Source organism: Nocardioides sp. B-3, assembly GCF_024703895.1.
GTDB lineage: Bacteria > Actinomycetota > Actinomycetes > Propionibacteriales > Nocardioidaceae > Nocardioides.
Genome location: NZ_CP087968.1, coordinates 1,398,395 through 1,413,260 on the forward strand (window position 1 = coordinate 1,398,395; position 14,866 = coordinate 1,413,260).

The 14,866-nt window shown below is 71.0% G+C and carries 18 protein-coding genes, 6 pseudogenes and 1 riboswitch; of the genes and pseudogenes, 5 read left to right on the forward strand and 19 right to left on the reverse strand.

Features of this window, described 5'->3' with window-relative positions:
* Positions 1 to 19 precede the first annotated feature (19 nt).
* The 5 genes and pseudogenes from LP418_RS09200 to LP418_RS09220 form a co-directional block, all read right to left on the reverse strand.
* Positions 20 to 544, reverse strand: coding sequence for a class I SAM-dependent methyltransferase (locus tag LP418_RS09200; RefSeq protein ID WP_257956056.1), 525 nt, complete (start codon positions 542 to 544; stop codon positions 20 to 22).
* On the reverse strand, positions 541 to 1,191 hold the full coding sequence (locus tag LP418_RS09205) for an SDR family oxidoreductase (RefSeq protein WP_257956057.1): 651 nt from the start codon (positions 1,189 to 1,191) through the stop codon (positions 541 to 543). The genes LP418_RS09200 and LP418_RS09205 overlap by 4 nt, the downstream gene beginning before the upstream one ends.
* A complete protein-coding gene (locus tag LP418_RS09210; RefSeq protein WP_257956058.1) occupies positions 1,188 to 1,607 on the reverse strand; it encodes an acyl-CoA dehydrogenase in 420 nt (139 codons plus the stop codon). Before LP418_RS09210 ends, LP418_RS09205 begins: the two co-directional genes overlap by 4 nt.
* Before the next feature lie 253 nt (positions 1,608 to 1,860).
* Positions 1,861 to 2,130: pseudogene (locus tag LP418_RS09215) on the reverse strand (acyl-CoA dehydrogenase family protein); the annotation flags it as partial.
* 316 nt (positions 2,131 to 2,446) lie between these two features.
* Positions 2,447 to 3,169, reverse strand: a pseudogene (locus LP418_RS09220) (acyl-CoA dehydrogenase family protein); the annotation flags it as partial.
* A gap of 24 nt (positions 3,170 to 3,193) precedes the next feature.
* Here LP418_RS09220 and LP418_RS09225 point away from each other — a divergent pair.
* Positions 3,194 to 4,072 (forward strand): sulfotransferase domain-containing protein, encoded by an 879-nt coding sequence (locus LP418_RS09225; RefSeq protein WP_257956059.1) that lies wholly within the window; start codon positions 3,194 to 3,196, stop codon positions 4,070 to 4,072.
* Positions 4,073 to 4,111: 39 nt separating this feature from the next.
* Here LP418_RS09225 and LP418_RS32910 read toward each other — a convergent pair whose 3' ends face one another.
* Complete coding sequence (locus tag LP418_RS32910; protein ID WP_442940246.1) at positions 4,112 to 4,525, reverse strand: C40 family peptidase; 414 nt, start codon at positions 4,523 to 4,525, stop codon at positions 4,112 to 4,114.
* Between LP418_RS32910 and LP418_RS09235 the strand changes: the two genes are divergently transcribed.
* Entirely contained in the window at positions 4,512 to 4,907 is a 396-nt protein-coding gene (locus tag LP418_RS09235; RefSeq protein ID WP_257956061.1) for a hypothetical protein, read from the forward strand. The genes LP418_RS32910 and LP418_RS09235 overlap by 14 nt on opposite strands.
* Here LP418_RS09235 and LP418_RS09240 read toward each other — a convergent pair.
* The 7 genes and pseudogenes from LP418_RS09240 to LP418_RS09270 all read right to left on the reverse strand — a co-directional run bounded on the left by LP418_RS09240 (position 4,797) and on the right by LP418_RS09270 (position 10,363).
* Complete coding sequence (locus LP418_RS09240; protein ID WP_257956062.1) at positions 4,797 to 5,486, reverse strand: hypothetical protein; 690 nt, start codon at positions 5,484 to 5,486, stop codon at positions 4,797 to 4,799. The two genes, LP418_RS09235 and LP418_RS09240, sit on opposite strands and share 111 nt — an antisense overlap.
* A gap of 437 nt (positions 5,487 to 5,923) precedes the next feature.
* The gene (locus LP418_RS09245; RefSeq protein WP_257956063.1) at positions 5,924 to 6,970 is read right to left on the reverse strand and encodes a phosphatase PAP2 family protein; all 1,047 of its coding nucleotides are present in this window, start codon (positions 6,968 to 6,970) and stop codon (positions 5,924 to 5,926) included.
* Between the two features lie 32 nt (positions 6,971 to 7,002).
* Positions 7,003 to 7,590: a hypothetical protein gene (locus tag LP418_RS09250; RefSeq protein ID WP_257957318.1), complete on the reverse strand. Its 588-nt coding sequence runs from the start codon at positions 7,588 to 7,590 to the stop codon at positions 7,003 to 7,005.
* 275 nt (positions 7,591 to 7,865) lie between these two features.
* Positions 7,866 to 8,024: pseudogene (locus LP418_RS09255) on the reverse strand (ATP-binding cassette domain-containing protein); the annotation flags it as partial.
* A gap of 2 nt (positions 8,025 to 8,026) precedes the next feature.
* On the reverse strand, positions 8,027 to 8,620 hold the full coding sequence (locus LP418_RS09260; protein ID WP_257956064.1) for an ABC transporter permease: 594 nt from the start codon (positions 8,618 to 8,620) through the stop codon (positions 8,027 to 8,029).
* Positions 8,556 to 9,611, reverse strand: a complete 1,056-nt coding sequence (locus LP418_RS09265; protein ID WP_257956065.1) for an ABC transporter permease — start codon at positions 9,609 to 9,611, stop codon at positions 8,556 to 8,558. The genes LP418_RS09260 and LP418_RS09265 overlap by 65 nt, the downstream gene beginning before the upstream one ends.
* Positions 9,612 to 9,766: 155 nt before the next feature.
* Positions 9,767 to 10,363, reverse strand: a complete 597-nt coding sequence (locus LP418_RS09270) for a thiamine ABC transporter substrate-binding protein (RefSeq protein ID WP_257956066.1) — start codon at positions 10,361 to 10,363, stop codon at positions 9,767 to 9,769.
* A gap of 428 nt (positions 10,364 to 10,791) precedes the next feature.
* Positions 10,792 to 10,898: riboswitch (TPP riboswitch) on the reverse strand.
* A gap of 58 nt (positions 10,899 to 10,956) precedes the next feature.
* Between LP418_RS09270 and LP418_RS09275 the strand changes: the two genes are divergently transcribed.
* Positions 10,957 to 11,292 (forward strand): hypothetical protein, encoded by a 336-nt coding sequence (locus tag LP418_RS09275; protein ID WP_257956067.1) that lies wholly within the window; start codon positions 10,957 to 10,959, stop codon positions 11,290 to 11,292.
* Positions 11,292 to 11,866, forward strand: a pseudogene (locus LP418_RS09280) (alpha/beta hydrolase fold domain-containing protein). The gene LP418_RS09275 and the pseudogene LP418_RS09280 overlap by 1 nt, the downstream one beginning before the upstream one ends.
* A gap of 1 nt (position 11,867) precedes the next feature.
* Here LP418_RS09280 and LP418_RS09285 read toward each other — a convergent pair.
* The 4 genes and pseudogenes from LP418_RS09285 to LP418_RS09300 all read right to left on the reverse strand — a co-directional run bounded on the left by LP418_RS09285 (position 11,868) and on the right by LP418_RS09300 (position 13,319).
* Positions 11,868 to 12,191: a hypothetical protein gene (locus LP418_RS09285; RefSeq protein ID WP_257957319.1), complete on the reverse strand. Its 324-nt coding sequence runs from the start codon at positions 12,189 to 12,191 to the stop codon at positions 11,868 to 11,870.
* Positions 12,192 to 12,194: 3 nt separating this feature from the next.
* A pseudogene (locus LP418_RS09290) lies at positions 12,195 to 12,374 on the reverse strand (MBL fold metallo-hydrolase); the annotation flags it as partial.
* 122 nt (positions 12,375 to 12,496) lie between these two features.
* Positions 12,497 to 12,793: pseudogene (locus tag LP418_RS09295) on the reverse strand (MBL fold metallo-hydrolase); the annotation flags it as partial.
* 118 nt (positions 12,794 to 12,911) lie between these two features.
* The gene (locus LP418_RS09300; protein WP_257956068.1) at positions 12,912 to 13,319 is read right to left on the reverse strand and encodes an SDR family oxidoreductase; all 408 of its coding nucleotides are present in this window, start codon (positions 13,317 to 13,319) and stop codon (positions 12,912 to 12,914) included.
* Positions 13,320 to 13,438: 119 nt separating this feature from the next.
* On the opposite strand from LP418_RS09300, the gene LP418_RS09305 reads away from it, so the two are divergent.
* On the forward strand, positions 13,439 to 13,663 hold the full coding sequence (locus LP418_RS09305; RefSeq protein ID WP_257956069.1) for a hypothetical protein: 225 nt from the start codon (positions 13,439 to 13,441) through the stop codon (positions 13,661 to 13,663).
* Between the two features lie 48 nt (positions 13,664 to 13,711).
* Here LP418_RS09305 and LP418_RS09310 read toward each other — a convergent pair whose 3' ends face one another.
* Together LP418_RS09310 and LP418_RS09315 are read right to left on the reverse strand one after the other, a co-directional pair.
* Positions 13,712 to 13,903, reverse strand: coding sequence for a hypothetical protein (locus LP418_RS09310; protein WP_257956070.1), 192 nt, complete (start codon positions 13,901 to 13,903; stop codon positions 13,712 to 13,714).
* On the reverse strand, positions 13,882 to 14,781 hold the full coding sequence (locus tag LP418_RS09315; RefSeq protein WP_257956071.1) for an NAD(P)H-dependent amine dehydrogenase family protein: 900 nt from the start codon (positions 14,779 to 14,781) through the stop codon (positions 13,882 to 13,884). Before LP418_RS09315 ends, LP418_RS09310 begins: the two co-directional genes overlap by 22 nt.
* Positions 14,782 to 14,866 lie beyond the last annotated feature (85 nt).

The window sequence follows — 14,866 nt, forward strand, 5'->3', positions numbered from 1 at the left end:
ACCGGCGGCGTGGATGAGCTCAGTAGCGTCGCGCCGGGCCGTGGAAGTCGTCGGTGAACAGCGAGCTCCCGGTGATCACGGCGCCGGGCCTGAGCACGCGCACCATCTCGCGGATCGCCGGGCGTGGGTCGGGGAAGACGTGCAGGCCGGTGAGGGAGACGACGAGGTCGAACGACTCGTCCTCGAACGGCAGCGCACCCACGTCCGCGATGGCGGTCGTGACTCGGCCCTCGACCCCGCGCCGTCGCGCGACGTCCAGCGCGCGGTCGAGCATCGCCTGCGAGATGTCGGCCGCGACGTAGTCGACGTTTCCGCCCGGTCGCAGACCACGCAGCGCCACCCCGCCGCCGACCGGCACGTCGAGCACGCGGGCGCCGTCCGGCAGCTCGGCGATCTCCCGCGCGGCGGCGTACAGGCGGGTGATGTCGCTACCGAGGCCGAGCCGCCACAGGGGCTTGCCGATTGCCGGGTGCTCGACCATCAGCGGGTAGAACTTGGCCCAGAGCGGGTCCTCGTCCCACGCGCCGATGAGGGGGAGCTTCATCCGTCGTAGCCCACGTGAGCGGTCCACTCGTTGTCGGAGCGGACGGTCGCCGCGTGCAGCGCTGCAGAGACCGCGGGCGGCGCGAACCGACCCTCCTTCGCCAGCGATCCATTGATCTGTACGGCGACGGCGCGGATGCCGCGCTCGGACAGCGTGGCGTCGAGGCTGGTGACGAGATTGCGGACCGCGGCCTTCTGGACGCCGAGGCTGGGCGCGGCCGGCGACGGCTTGTCGGCGGCCATGCTGCCCGTGACGAGCACCCGCGAACCGGGCGCCATCGCGCCGACGGCGGCCCGGACGGCAGGTAGCAGCGGCGCGACGCCGAGGGCGAGGTCCTCGAAGAGCTGGTCGGGCGTGAGGTGCAGGACGTCGGCCTCGCGCCGGGCGCTGGGGTTGAAGTGGAGGACGTCGATGCGGCCGTGGCGCTCGATGACGCCCTCGATGAGAGCCGTGACCTCGGAAGGATTGGTCAGGTCGGCACCGATCCCCTCGGCGGTCGCTCCCGCCGATCGGAGGTCGGCAACCAGCGGTTCCATCTGCTCGGCCGTCTGGCCCACGAGCACAACCGCGTGGCCGGTGTCGGCGAAACGGCGCGCCGTGGCGAGCCCGAGCCCGGGGCCGGCTCCCGGGACGACGTACACGCTCACGACAGGATCTCCCGGGAGCGCAGCATCTCCTCCGGCACGCCGAACGCGTCGACCGGGTCGACGGCGAGGGGGCGGAGCTTGCGGCACAGGTCGTTGATCTCGCGGCTGATCGCCTTCGAGCGGGCGGTGGAGAGGCGGCCGTGCTCGATGAACCACGCGCGGTCAGACTCGATCGTGGTCAGCGCGTGCAGGTCGCAGAGCAGGTTGAGCGCGACCTTCTGGTCGCCGTCGGGCAGTGCGCGGATCTTGAGGATGAAGGCGTCGAGCACCATCCGCTCGACGTGTGCGCGGGCCGCACCGATCACGTGGTCCCGGACGCGCGAGAAGACCTCGCCCGGGTTCATCCCGTTGTCGATGCCGCGCTTGAGGCGCCGGGCCACGCCGCCGAGCATGTGCTCCTCGCGGAAGCGCAGCATCGCGCGCTGGTAGTTGGGGTCGAGGAGACCGGCCTCCCTGGTCCCACTGGTCGCCGCCGGGCAGCGCGTCCTTGATCCGCTGGAAGAGCTTGTGCGCGCTGGTCTTCTCGATCACCGTCTCCACCGCGAGGCCGGCGACGAACCTGACCATCCCGAACTGGTCCATGTCGGAGAACTCGCTGGAGTAGTCGGTCAGCAGGCCCTTCGCGACCAGCTGGAGCAGCACGTGGTTGTCGCCCTCGAACGTCGTGAAGACGTCGGTGTCGGCCTTCAACGCGGTGAAGCGGTTCTGGCTGAGGTAGCCCGCGCCCCCGCACGCCTCCCGGCACTCCCGGATCGTCGAGGTCGCGTGCCGGGTGCCCAGCGCCTTGAGCCCCGCCGCCCGCGACTCGAGCTTGCGCCGCGACTGCTCGTCGTCCGCGACGCCCATGAAGACGTCGTGCAGCTGGCCGGCGACGTACTCCTGCGTGAAGTGCAGCGCGTAGGTGCGCGCGATCAGGGGGAACAGCCGCCGCTGGTGCATGCCGTAGTCGAGGAGCAGCTGCTCCCGGTCGGGGTCGGCGGCCTCGAGACTGGCGACGCCGGGCGCCGTAGCGGGTCGCGATCGTGAGGGCGACCTTCGCCGCGTTGATGCCGGCGCCGCCGACGCACACCCGCCCCTGTACGAGGGTGCCGAGCATCGTGAAGAAGCGCTTGTTGGGGTTCTCGATCGGGCTGACGTAGTCGCCCGCCTCGGTCACGTCGGCGAACTGGTTGAGGAGGCTGGTGCGCGGGATGCGCACCCCGTCGAACCAGATGCGGCCGTTGTCGACGCCGTTGAGGCCCATCTTGTGGCCGCAGTCCTCGATCCGCACGCCGGGCAGGACTTCGCCGTCTGCCCGGACGGGTACGACGAAGGCGTGCACACCGCGGCCCTCGCCGCCGACCTCGAGCTGGGCGAAGACGACCGCCAGCTCGGCGTGCGCGGCGGCGTTGCCGATGTAGTCCTTGCGGCTCGCGTCGTCGGGCGTCGTGATGACGAACTCCCGGGTCTCGACGTCGTACGTCGCCGTGGTCCCGAGCGCCCGGACGTTGGACCCGTGCCCCGTCTCGGTCATCGCGAAGCAGCCCATCAACCTGCCGGTGATCAGGTCTGCCGGGTAGGCGTCGTGGTGCGCCTTCGTGCCGAGCTGGAGGATCGCGCCGCCGAAGAGGCCGAACTGCACGCCCACCTTGACCAGCACGCTGAGGTCACCCAGCGCGAGGGTCTCGAAGGCGGCCACCGAGGCTCCGACGTCGCCGCCACCGCCGTACGACTCGGGGAAGCCCATGCCGGTCTGGCCGGTGCCCGCCATCTCGACCACGATGTCGCGGACGCGGTCGCGGAACTCGGCGGTGCCCATCTCCTCGGCGTCGAGGAGGACCTGCTGGTGCTCGGCGAGGTTGCTGCGGACGAGCGCTCGCACGTCGGCGTACTTCCCGTCGAGCAGCGTGGTCAGCGCCGCCACGTCGACGACGGGCTGCACATAACCTTCCGTCTTCGGCTCCTCGGTCACGTTCTCGACAGCGTCGCTCGTGGTCATGTCCCACAAGGTAGCGTCGCGCGCGTGAACCGTCCCGAGCCCGAGGCCGACTTCGGACGCATGGCCTACAACTTCTCGATCGTCGGTGTCCAGAAGAGCGGCACCTCGACGCTGTCCGGGACGATCAGCCAGCACCGCCTCGTGTGCCGGCCGCCGCGCAAGGAAGCGCACTTCTTCAACAACGAGGACTACGACTGGGCACACCCCGACTACGAGCGCGACTACACCGCGCCGCGTCGGGCGAAGATCCACACGATGGTCGGCGACTCGACCCCGGTCTACCTGTTCTGGCCCAATGCGCTGGAGCGGATGCGTGCCTACAACCCCGACCTGCCGCTGATCGCCGTCTTCCGCGATCCCATCGAGCGGCTGTTCTCGCACTGGACGATGCTGCGCACCCGACACCCGGACTGGCCGGACTGGCCGGTGTTCCTGACCGAGTTCCGCCCGACGTCACTGCCCACATCGGTGCCATCCGACGTGAAGCCGATGCGCTACAAGCACATGTCCGGCATCGCGCGGGGCTACTACGGCGCCCAGCTTGCTCACGGCTTCTCCGTCTTCCCACGCGAGCAGTGGCTGCTGCTGGAGTTCCGGGCGATGCTCGCCTCGTTCAACCCGTCCGTGGACCGCGCGACCGACCACCTCGGGCTGCCACGCTTCGGGGAGCACCCGCCGTTGCGCAACCGCTATGCCGGGGCTTCGGTCGTGACCGGCACCGCGCCGACGGCATCCGACCTCGCGTCGCTCGCTGAGCTGTACGCCGACGACCCGGCTGTCTTCGACCAGCTCTCCGGCCTCGACACCTCTGCTTGGCCGACCACCCGGATCCCGGCCGGGACGCTCGATCCGGGCGAGCTCGCGGCCGAGCTGGCCACGAAGGTCGCTCCGCTCACTGCGTGATCGCGCTTCGCCGTACACACTCGTCGGACGAAGGGTGAGTCAGCCACATTCCACGTGCTCGGAATGTGGCTGACTCACTGCCCTGTGAGCGCCATCGGGGGCTGGCGTCAGGGGCGGGCGAAGAAGTTCGGAGTGGTCCAGGGAGTACATCGACTCCTGCACGACCGGGCGACCGGTGCGCGGAGCGTGGATCATCTGGCCGTCGCCGATGTAGAGCGCGACGTGGTAGATCGAGGACGACTTCGAGCTCGACCCCCAGAAGAGCAGGTCGCCGGGGACCAGCTGGGCGGACGTGATCGGCGTGGAGCCGGTGTACTGCGCGACTGAGTAGTGCGGCAGCGACTTGCCACCCGCCGCCCACGCGCCGGCGGTCAGGCCCGAGCAGTCCCACGAGTCGGGGCCGGCAGCGCCCCACTTGTAGGGGTCGCCGATCTGGGCGGTGGCGAAGGCGATCGCGGCCGCGGGGTCGCCGGTGGTCGCGGGCGGCGCGGTGGTCGGGGTGGCCGTGGGTGTGGCGGTCGGAGTCGCCGTCGCTGTCGGGGTTGTGGTCGGCGCCGTCGTGGGGGCCGTCGTCGGCGTGGCGGACGGGGTGGCGGTCGCCGTCGGGGTCGGAGTCGGGGCCTTCGTGGGCGTCGGAGTGGGAGTCGGCGTCGGGGTCGCCTTCTCAGCGTCCTTCTTCGCCTTCTCCGCGGCCTCCCGGGCTGCCTTCTCCGCGGCTGCCTGCTCAGCCGCCTGCTGCGCGGCTTCGACGGCCGCCCGGGCGACTGCTTCCTCGGCGGCCTTCTGGGCGGCCGCAGCGGCGGCCTCGGCGGCCTTCTGCTCGAGCGCCGACTGACGCTTCTCGGCCGGGGGCGTAGCTGATGCCCCGGAGGTCGGCGAGCTCCTCGATCAGGTCTGTCTTCGTACGCGCGATGGACTCCGCCTCGGCACCGGCCTGTTCCTCGGCCGCAGCGGCCGTGTTGCGAGCGGCAGCCGCGTCGGCCTCAAGCTCCTCCGCCTTGGCGAGAGCCGACTCGGCCTGCTGGTCAGCGACGCCCGCCAGTGTGGAGGCCGACTCGAAGGAGTCGTGCTTGCTGTCGAGCGCGCGCTCGGTGGTCTGCATGGTGGCGGTGGTGTCGAGGACGGACTGGATCCCGTCGGCCTCGACGAGGGCGGCGAAGCCCTGCAGCTCGGGGTTGTACTGGTAGCTGTCGACCAGCGCATCGGCGTAGACCCGGCGGCTCTGCTCGAGGTCGGCGCGAGCGGCGGCGGCCGCCTCGTTGGCGCTCGCGGCGGCGGCGCGCGCCTCGTCGGCGGCCCAGCGGGCACCGTTGTAGGCCTCGGCGGCCTGCGACGCGGAGACTGCGGAGGACCGCAGCCGATCGTTGGCGACGGCCGGGTCGGCGCGTACAGGCGGACACGTCGCGCGCGGCATCGGCGGCGTTCGCCTCGGCTGAGGCGACGTCCTCCGCCGAGGGCAGGTCGTCGTCGGCGGCCGCCGCGGCGCCGACACCGACGCCGGCGACGAGCAGGGTCAGGCTCAGCGTCGAGGCGACGATCCAGCGGATCGGCGTTCGACGCGATGTGGGCGCAGACAGGGCTCGCACGGTGTATTCCCCTTGGCGGTAGATGGCCATGGGTGACTTCCCTTTCACCCATGACACTTGCGGCACGTTAGTGCTCACCAGTCACAAAGGGAACAACTTTCCCAAAAATCACTCAAGTCGTCGGCGTGTCGACTTGCGAACTACAACAATGTAGTTCTCGACGCATCGCTGATGTAACCGGCGTTTACAACAACTGGACGGCCGACGCGCGGGCCGTTCAGATCGTGTAAACGCCGGTTACATGCGTGGAGGCCGACCCCCACGCTCAGTCCGCGTCGACCGGGACCTTCGAGGTCGTGGACGTCGGGTGCGAGGCGAGTCCCCCGCGGTCGAACTTCTGGCCACTGGCCGAGCCGCCGAGCCAGAAGGAGACCAGCGCGATCGCGACGCCGGCGATGTCGTCGGCGATGTAGTGCCAGCCGAAGTAGAGCGTGGCGACGACGGTGATGGCGAAGTTGACCCAGAAGACGATGTGAACGAGCCGGCTGCGCAGGGTGTACTGCACCATCAGCGCCACCAGCAGGGTGATCGCGACGTGCAGGCTGGCGAAGCCCGCGACCGACTGGACGGCGCCCTCGATGCCGTCGCGGATCACGCCCTTGCGCGCGTAGTAGAGCGAGTCCATCAGGGCCCCGGAGCCGGTGCCGGGCAGGTCCTTGTAGAGGTAGGAGTACTGGAAGCCCGGGCCCAGTGTCGGTAGCGCGTAGTACGAAGCAGTTCCGAGCGTCCACGCGAGACATTGGGAGGTGGCGAACCAGTAGCCGAAGGTGATGTTGCGCGACCACACGAGCCGGGCGGCGAGCGCGAGTGGGACCAGCGGCAGGAACCAGAGGTAGATCGACGACAGCACGTGCGCGCTGGGACCGGTGCCGAAGATGGCGTGCAGCACCGTGGCCGGCTCGTGCCCGAGGAAGAGTGCGCGGTCCATCAGGTGGAGCTCGCGGTCGTACTTCTCCTCGCCCATGATGAAGGGCAGGAAGGACTTGAGGTTTCGATAGCTGACATAGGTGATGTAGAAGCACACCGGGCCCATGACGACCAGCGTCATCCGCTCGCGCGTCCAGTGGTCGCGCACGCGGTCCTTGACGATGCCCGGCATCAGTGCGGGGTTCAGTCGTGACACCCACAGGGTCCGCGGCAGCATGTCGAGCAGGAAGGCACCCGGGACGAGCAGGGGCAGACGTGCCCATGACGGTCCGAGGAAGCCTTCGGGGTCGACGAGCCTGCGGTCGAGGGTGATCGCGGCAACGACCGCGAGCACACCCATGACGGTCGCGGTCCCCACGAGGAGGGCATAGGCCGGGCGATACACGAGGGGCAGTCTAGGCAGGGGGCTGCACGAGGTCAGATTCGTGGGATGGCCGCAACACGCGTCGGATCGACCCGCAAACGCACCTTCTCGCCCGGTCCCCAGTGGCTGTCGCGGGGAGCGACCGCATCGACGAGACCAACGTCACCGACGTCGACGACCAGCCGGACCAGCTCGGGAGTCGCGCGCGCCGACTCCACGGATCCGAGGAGGGGGCCGTGCTCGTCGGCGACGAGCGCCGATCGGCGTACGGCGATGCCGGCAACCGCCTCGTCACGGCTCGCGGCGAGGGCGCCAGCCTGCCCGGATCCGCGCACGGCGGCGAGCACGGTCACCGCGGCCGTCCCCGTCAGCACCCGCGCGTAGCCCGGGAAGAGCGCCGTCTCGGTGTCGACCGGCGCTGCCCACACGTCCGCGATCGGTCCGGCTCGGACGACCCGCCCGGCGCGCATGACCGCGAGCCGGTCGGCGACCCGGAAGGCCTCCTCGTGGTCGTGGGTGACCATCAGCGCGGTGGTGCCCGCGGCGTGCAGGATCTCGCGCAGGTCGACGGCGAGGCGCTCGCGCAGGCCGGCGTCGAGGGCGGACAGGGGTTCATCGAGGAGCAGCAGGCGCGGCTCCACGGCCAGCGCGCGGGCCAGCGCGACCCGCTGGCGCTCGCCGCCCGACAAGGTGGCGGGCAGGCGGTCGCCGTACCCCTCGAGCCCGACCGGGGCCGGGGAGCTCGGCCACGCGTTGGTCCGACGGGTGACGTCGCAGCCGCAGCGCGTAGCCGACGTTGCGGGCGACCGTCATGTGCCCGAAGAGCTGGCCGTCTCGGGAACATCAGCGCGAAGCCGCGCTTGTGCGTCGGGAGCCGGTCCACGCTGACACCGTCGTAGGCGATGCTGCCGGCGGTGAGGGGTTCGAGCCCGGCGACCGCGCGCAGGAGGGTGGACTTGCCGCAGCCGGAGGGGCCGAGCACGGCCGGGATCGAGCCCTCGGGGACTTCGAGGGAGACGTCGTCGACGGCGACGACGCCGTCGTAGGCGACCGAGAGGTCCTTGATCGTGAGCATCGTCAGAAGGCTCCCACGCTCGGGACTCGAAGTCGTTCGACGGCGAGCATGACCACGGCGGTGGCGGTCGCGAGCACGACGGAGGCGGCCAGCGCCATCCCGTAGTTGAGCTCGCCGGGGTGGCCGATCAACCGGAAGATCACCACCGGCACCGTCGGGTGCTCGTCACGCGCCGGGAACGACGTGGCGCCGAACTCGCCCAGCGACGCGGCGAACGCGAAGCCGCTCGCGGCGAGCAGCGGCTTCCACACCACCGGCAGGTCGACGGTCAACAGCGCTCGCCACGGCGAGGCACCCAGCGAGGCGGCGGCCTGACGCTGGCGGTCGTCGATCCCGGCGAGCACGGGGACGAGGGTGCGGACGACGAGGGGCAGCGCCACCGGGGCCTGTGCGATCGGCACCAGCAGCGGGGAGTCGCGCAGGTCGAGCGGCGGCTGGTCGAGGGTGATCAGGAAGCCGAACCCGAGCGTGACCGCGCTGACCCCGAGCGGCAGCATGAAGAAGCCGTCGAGGACACCGCGGACTCGTCGCTCACCGCGGGTCTGCGAACGACGGGTCACGAGCACCGCGACGGCCGGGCCCATGCCGAGCGCCATCCGGGTGGCGTCGACGGCGGTGCGGATCGAGGTGACGAGCGCGTCGGTCACCGGCACCAGCAGCGCGTCGTTGGACCCGACGCCGCCCAGCGCGCGGTAGTTGACCAGCGACCAGCCGGCGTCGCTCCGGAAGGAGCCCAGCACGAGCGTGGCGATCGGGGCGGCGACCATCGCGAGGACGAGCACGGTCACCGGGGAGGGCGGGCGCGTCGCCGGATCGGATCCGCCGGGGCCGCGCCGTCGTGCGGAGAGACGTCGCATCCTGCGTCGCCCGGAGCCGGGCCGCCAACCCCAGCAGCGCGACCACGACCACGAGCTGCAGCACCGAGAGCGCGGCTGCCGCCTGCAGGTCGAAGAGCGTCGTCGTCAGGAGGTAGATCTCCGTTTCCACGGTCGCGTAGCGCACGCCACCCGGGGTCAGCACGATGCCGAAGGCGGTGGCGCAGAAGAGGAAGACGACGCTCGCCGCACTCACGATCGCCGGACGCAGGGCCGGCAACGTGACCGTCCACCACACTGGACCGGGGGTCGCGCCGAGGGCGGCTGCCGCCTCTGCCGGGCGGGTGTCGAGCGACTCCCACGCCGCCCCGACCGCGCGGACCACGACCGCCACGTTGAAGAACACGAGCCCGGCGATGATCGCGACCGGCGTGCCGTCGAGGCCGAGGAACCCGAGCGGTCCGGCCTCGCCGAGCAGCAGCCGGAACGCGACGCCGACCACGACGGTCGGCAGCACGAACGGCACCAGCAGCGCGGCCCGGATGAGTCTGCGTCCGGGCAGCGCGAGCCGGTGCAGCACGAAGGCAACCGGCAGCCCGAGGACCACGGCCAGCGCGGTCGCCGTACCGGCGGACCAGACCGTGAACCACGCGACCCGCACCACGCGAGGTCGCGTCAGCACCTCGACGACGCCGCCCGGGTCGAAGACGCCGTCCGAGAAGAACCCGCGCGCCACCATGCCGCTCACGGGCAGCACGAAGAAGACGCCCACGACCAGGGACCGGCCCGGTCGCGAGCAGCGCGAGGGTCAGCCAGCGACGCACACGTTCACCTGCCTTGGTTTCGACACGCTCGCTGCGCTCGCTGCTCAACCAGCGGCGGCGTGCTCATCGCGTGATGACGTCGGTCCACTCCGAGAGCCACTGCTCACGGTTGGCGGCGATGTCGGCCGGCGGGACCGACAGCGGCGCGGTCGGCTGCACGGCGTACGTCGCCCAGTCGGCCGGCACCTCGACGTCGTCGCTCACGGGGAAGACGTACATCGCGGTCGGCAACGCGGCACTGGACCTCGTCGGAGAGCAGCCAGTCGATGACGGCCTGCGCACCCGCGGGGTTGGCAGCGCCCTCGAGGACGCCGGCGTATTCTGACTGGCGGAAGCAGGTGTCGAGCAGCGCCGCGGTGGAGGACTTGCCGTCGGCGACGGTGAAGGCCGGCGAGGAGTCGTAGGACACGACGATCGGGCGCACGCCCTTGCCGCCGCCCCCGGTGAAGTCGCCGTAGTAGGCGTCCTCCCAGCCGTCGACGACCTTCGTGTCGTTGGCGAGCAGGTCCTCCCAGTAGGAGGGCCACTCGTCGCCGTACTCCGCGATCGTGGCCGGGAAGAACGCCATGCCCGGGCTGCTGGTGGACGCACCGGGCGTGACGAAGAGGCCGGAGTAGGTCGGGTCGGCGAGGTCGGCGAGCGTGGCCGGCGGCGTGACGCCCAACTTCCCGAACCAGGTCGTGTCGATGTTGACGCACACGTGGCCGACGTCGATCGGGGGTGAGCTTGTCGGCACCTTCGTCCAGCGCAAAGTCCGAGGCGCCGGGCGGAAGCGTCGGCTCGTAGGTCGCGAACACGCCCTCGCCGAGCGGACGGGACGCGAAGGTGTTGTCGACGCCGAAAGCGAGGTCGCCGGTCGGGTTGTCCTTGGTCAGCGAGAGCTTGGCGGTCAGCGTGCCGGCGTCGCCCGCGGCCCGGGTCACGAGGTCGATGCCGGACTCGGCCTCGAAGGACTTGATCAGCTTCTTGGGCAGGCTGAACGACTCGTGCGTGACGAGCACGACCTCGCCGCCGACCTCACCCGCGGCCGTCGGGCTCGACTCCGAGGCGGTGGGCTCGGGATCGTCCCCGCCCATCGTGCTGCACCCCGCGAGGGCCGGGAGGAGGGCGGACGACAACGTGATGGAACGCAACATTCGGTTGACTCCCTATCGCCGGTGCTAACCGGATCAGGTTCAGAGGGTCTGCAGGTGTCCCTGCACTCTCAGCACTGGTGTGCTCCCCTGTCTTCGCCGCCATCGTACGCCGCGGAGCCAGTGAGCCGAGGTCGGGTCCACCGCTAGATTGCGGGTCATGCCGAGCCGCCGCCACGAGTTCCCGGCCACCGTCATCCCCAAGCTGCGCAAGGCGCGCGAGCTCGACACCGAGCCCCACGAGCGTGCCCGGGTCGAGCGCTGGCACGCGGGCCCGGACCGTTCGCTGCCGTCGAGGTCGGTGCGTCGCTTCGAGCACCGCTTCAGCGTGGTCACCGAGGATCTCGGCTTCCCGTCCTACACGATCACGCCGCGTCACCGGGACGTGACCCGGACGATCTACTACGTCCACGGCGGCGCCTTCATGGCGCCGATCGGCGTGTCCACGTGCGCTACGCGACGCGGCTGGCAACGACGCTCGGCGCCCGCGTCGTGATGCCTGACTACCCGCTCGCGCCGGAGCACAGCTGGCGCGACTCGCACGAGGCGCTCGTCGAGCACGCCGCGCGATGGGCGAAGGAGCCCGGCGGCATCGTCGTGGCCGGCGACTCCGCCGGCGGCGGCATCGCGCTGGCGCTCGCGGTCGCGCTGCGCGATCGCGGACTGCCGCAACCCACCCACCTCGTGCTGCACGCACCCCGGGTCGACCTCACCGAGAGCACGCCCGACACCGCGGTCGTGGCGTTGCAGGATCCGTGGCTCAAGATCACCAAGCTCAGGGCGTACGCCGAGTGGTGGGCCGGCTCCCCTGACGACTGGCCCGTCCCGAGGTGTCCCCCGCGCTGACCGACCTCTCCGGGCTGCCGCCGGCGATCATGCTCTACGGCACCCGCGACCTCCTCGCGCCCGGCTGCCGGTTGCTGGCCGCCCGCGCCGCCGAGGCCGACTGGGACCTGACCACCGTCGAGGAGCCCGGGCTCATCCACGTCTACGGCCTGTTGCCCGCCATCCCCGAGTCCCGCCGAGCCTTCCGCCGGGTCGTGGGGTTCCCGGCCCGTCAGGCCTTGTAGATCACGACCCCGTCGGTCTCGCCGCGGGACAGGTCACCGCGGGCGACGAGCAGCTCCGGTGGGCGCGCGTCTCGAGGGTGGCCAGCGCAGTGTTGAAGACGTCGAGATCCTTGAGCTTGTGCTCGTGCCGCGTCCACGGCAACACGCTCGCCACGTCGTACGCCGTCTGCGACCCGCCCTCGATCGCCGCGACCGACAGCGCGAGCCGCACCTCGTGATGTGCCAGCAGCTCGTCGACGCGGGCGTGGGAGCTCGGAGCGACCGGACCGTGCGCAGGCAGCAGGGTCAGGTCGGGCAGCCCGCGGACCTTGGTCAGCGAGGCCATGAAGTCGCCGAGCGGCTGCTCGGCGAGCGCGGGCTCGAAACCGATCGACGGGGTGATGGTGGGCAGCACGTGGTCGCCGGCGAAGAGGAGCCCGGCGGGCTTGTCGGCGAAGACGTAGTGGCCCCGGGTGTGGCCGGGCGTGTGCACGGCGTCGATGGTGCGGTCGCCGACGGTGAGCTCCATGTCGGCATCCAGCCACGTGTCGGGGGTACTCCCACATCGTCAGGTCGGGGGTGGAGTTCTTCGTGAACTCGCCCCACTCGTGGGCGATCTGCGGCGCCCCGGCGGCCCGGAACATCGCGATGTGCGGGTCCTCGCCGAACCGGTCCACGTCGTGGATGAGGTCGAGGGTCGGCTTGTCGCCGAGGCCCAGCGAGACGTGCGAGCCGAGACTCGCGGCGCACGGTCACCGCCTGCGTGTAGTGGTCGCGGTGCACGTGGGTGACCGGGAAGCGGGTGATCTCGCGGACGTCGCGGCCGATGTCACGCAGCGACTTCTCGAGCAGGGTGCGCGACACCTCGATCGCCCAGCCGCCGTCGACCGGGGTCAGCCCGTCGTCGGTCTCGATCGCATAGACGTTGATCGCGCGCAGCCCGTCCATCGGCAGCGGCAGCGGGATCCGGTGCACGCCCGGTGCGACCGGCCGGGCGCCGGGCTCGGTCCAGTGGGTCCCGGAGTCGGGCGAGATCGCGTTGGCGGTGCTGGTCGAGGTCACCGCGTCACTCTAGGTCGGGCAGTCCGAGGTCGAGGTTGGGTGCCCGGATCCCGCCGTCGACCTCGAGCATCTTGCCGGTGACGTAGGCACTCGCTGGTGACGCGAGGTAGAGCACCGCGGCGGCGATGTCGGCCGGTTCGCCGATCCGGCCCAACGGCGTACGCGTCTCCATCTGCTCCCTGAGCTCGGGCAGCTCCACGACCGGGTCCAGCGCGCTGGTCATGATCGAGCCGACGAAGACCCCGTTGACGCGGATCCGCGGCGCGAGGTCGGCCGCGGTCAGTCGCGTCCAGTGGGCCAGCGCCGCCTTCGCGGTGCCGTAGGCGACGTACCCCCGACCCGCCGTGCGACCGAGCATCGAGGAGACGGTGACGACCGACTTCTCGCCGTCGCCCTGCAGGAGATGGGGCAAGGCGGCCCCCGGTCAGTGCGTGCGCGGTGGAGACGTTGAAGTGGAACGCGTCCTCCATCGCCTGCACGTTGGTCTTCAGGAATTCGCGAGGCATCGCGCCGCCGACGTTGTTGACGACCGTGTCGAGCCGGCCGAGCTCGTCGACGGCGGCCTGCACCCGGGCGCGCGGCTGCGGCGGTGTCCGACAGATCGGCGGGTACGGCGATGGCCCGGCGCCCGCACGCGCGGACCTGCTCCGCGACGGTCTCGAGCTGGTCGGCGCTCCTCGCCGAGATCACCACGTCCGCGCCGGCCTGCGCCAGCGACCGCCGTTGCGGCGCCGAGCCCGCGGCCCGCGCCGGTGACGATCGCGACGTGGTCGGTGAGGGTGAAGCGGTCGAGGATGGAGCGGGTCACGAGACCACCAGCCCGCGGCCCGTCACCAGCGGCAGGTCGAGCGCCGTGACGAGTCCGTTCTTCGCGGCGACGACGGCCGGGACGGAGTTCACCGGGCGCTGCGCGGTGACGATCATCCCGCTGACGTTGTGGTCGCCGTGCTCGCCGTGGTGGCTGAACTCGATCTTCAGGTGCGGCTCGCCGGACACCACCACGCGGTAGCAACCACCGCCCTCCGCCGGGGTCTCCCACTCAGGCACTGGTCCTCCGCGGTGCGGGTGATGTGCTCGAGCACCACCCGCGGCACGCCGTCGACGGTGCCGATGAGCTCGAACCGGACGGCGCCCATCGTGCCCTTCTTGACGTCGACGCTGACGGTGCTGACGTCGCGCTCGGCCGGACGACGGTCGACCTTCTCGACCAGCGGCTCGTCGAGCAGCAGGTCGAGGCCGGCCGCGATCTGCCGTACGACCCCTCCCCACGCCATGCTCAGCACGCCCGGCTGCCACAGCATCTTCTCGGCGTCGACCGCGTCACCGAAGCCGAAGATGTCGCGCATGACGACAGGCTGGTAGTAGGTGGAGTAGTCGGCGATCTCGAGCACGCGCACCTCGTCGATGCGCTGGCTCAGGCTGGTGAGCTGCAGGGGCAGGACGTCGTTGGCCCAGCCCGGATCGATGCCGTTGACGTGCAGGCTGGCGGGAGCGCGGTCGATCCGCTCGATCATCTCGGGCGGCAGGATGCCGTGCGGGAACTGCAGCAGCACCGGCCCGGAGCTGACCACGTTGATGCCGGCCTCGACGAAGGCGCTGAGGTCCTCGATCGCGTCGAACGTCCGGTCGTCAGTCATCGCGCAGTGCACGATGCAGTCGGGCCGCTTGGCCAGCTCGGCATCACGGTCGTTGCTTGCGATGACGCCCAGATCACGATCCAGTCCGGCCAGTCGACCGGCATCCCGGCCGGCCTTGTCGGGGTTGCTCACCCACACGCCGACGAGCTCCGGGGCAGGGTGCCGGTCGATGCCGGCGATCGCGTGCCGCCCGACGGTGCCGGTGGACCAGACGACGACGCGCAGCTTCTCAGTCATGCCCACAAACTAGAACACGTTTCACCGCGTGGGTAGGTCGCAGCCACCGGGAGGTTGCCGGTGGTTACCAAAAGACCCGATTTCG

What these genes read in the sequence shown, in the direction of transcription:
- LP418_RS09275 (WP_257956067.1), top strand. Translation starts at nt 10,957, where the DNA reads ATGCCGAGCCGCCGCCACGAGTTCCCGGCCACCGTCATCCCCAAGCTG.
- LP418_RS09240 (WP_257956062.1), bottom strand. Translation starts at nt 5,486, where the DNA reads ATGCCGCGCGCGACGTGTCCGCCTGTACGCGCCGACCCGGCCGTCGCC.
- LP418_RS09285 (WP_257957319.1), bottom strand. Translation starts at nt 12,191, where the DNA reads ATGGCCTCGCTGACCAAGGTCCGCGGGCTGCCCGACCTGACCCTGCTG.
- LP418_RS09210 (WP_257956058.1), bottom strand. Translation starts at nt 1,607, where the DNA reads ATGCTGCGCTTCCGCGAGGAGCACATGCTCGGCGGCGTGGCCCGGCGC.
- LP418_RS09315 (WP_257956071.1), bottom strand. Translation starts at nt 14,781, where the DNA reads ATGACTGAGAAGCTGCGCGTCGTCGTCTGGTCCACCGGCACCGTCGGG.
- LP418_RS09200 (WP_257956056.1), bottom strand. Translation starts at nt 544, where the DNA reads ATGAAGCTCCCCCTCATCGGCGCGTGGGACGAGGACCCGCTCTGGGCC.
- LP418_RS09260 (WP_257956064.1), bottom strand. Translation starts at nt 8,620, where the DNA reads ATGGCGCTCGGCATGGGCCCGGCCGTCGCGGTGCTCGTGACCCGTCGT.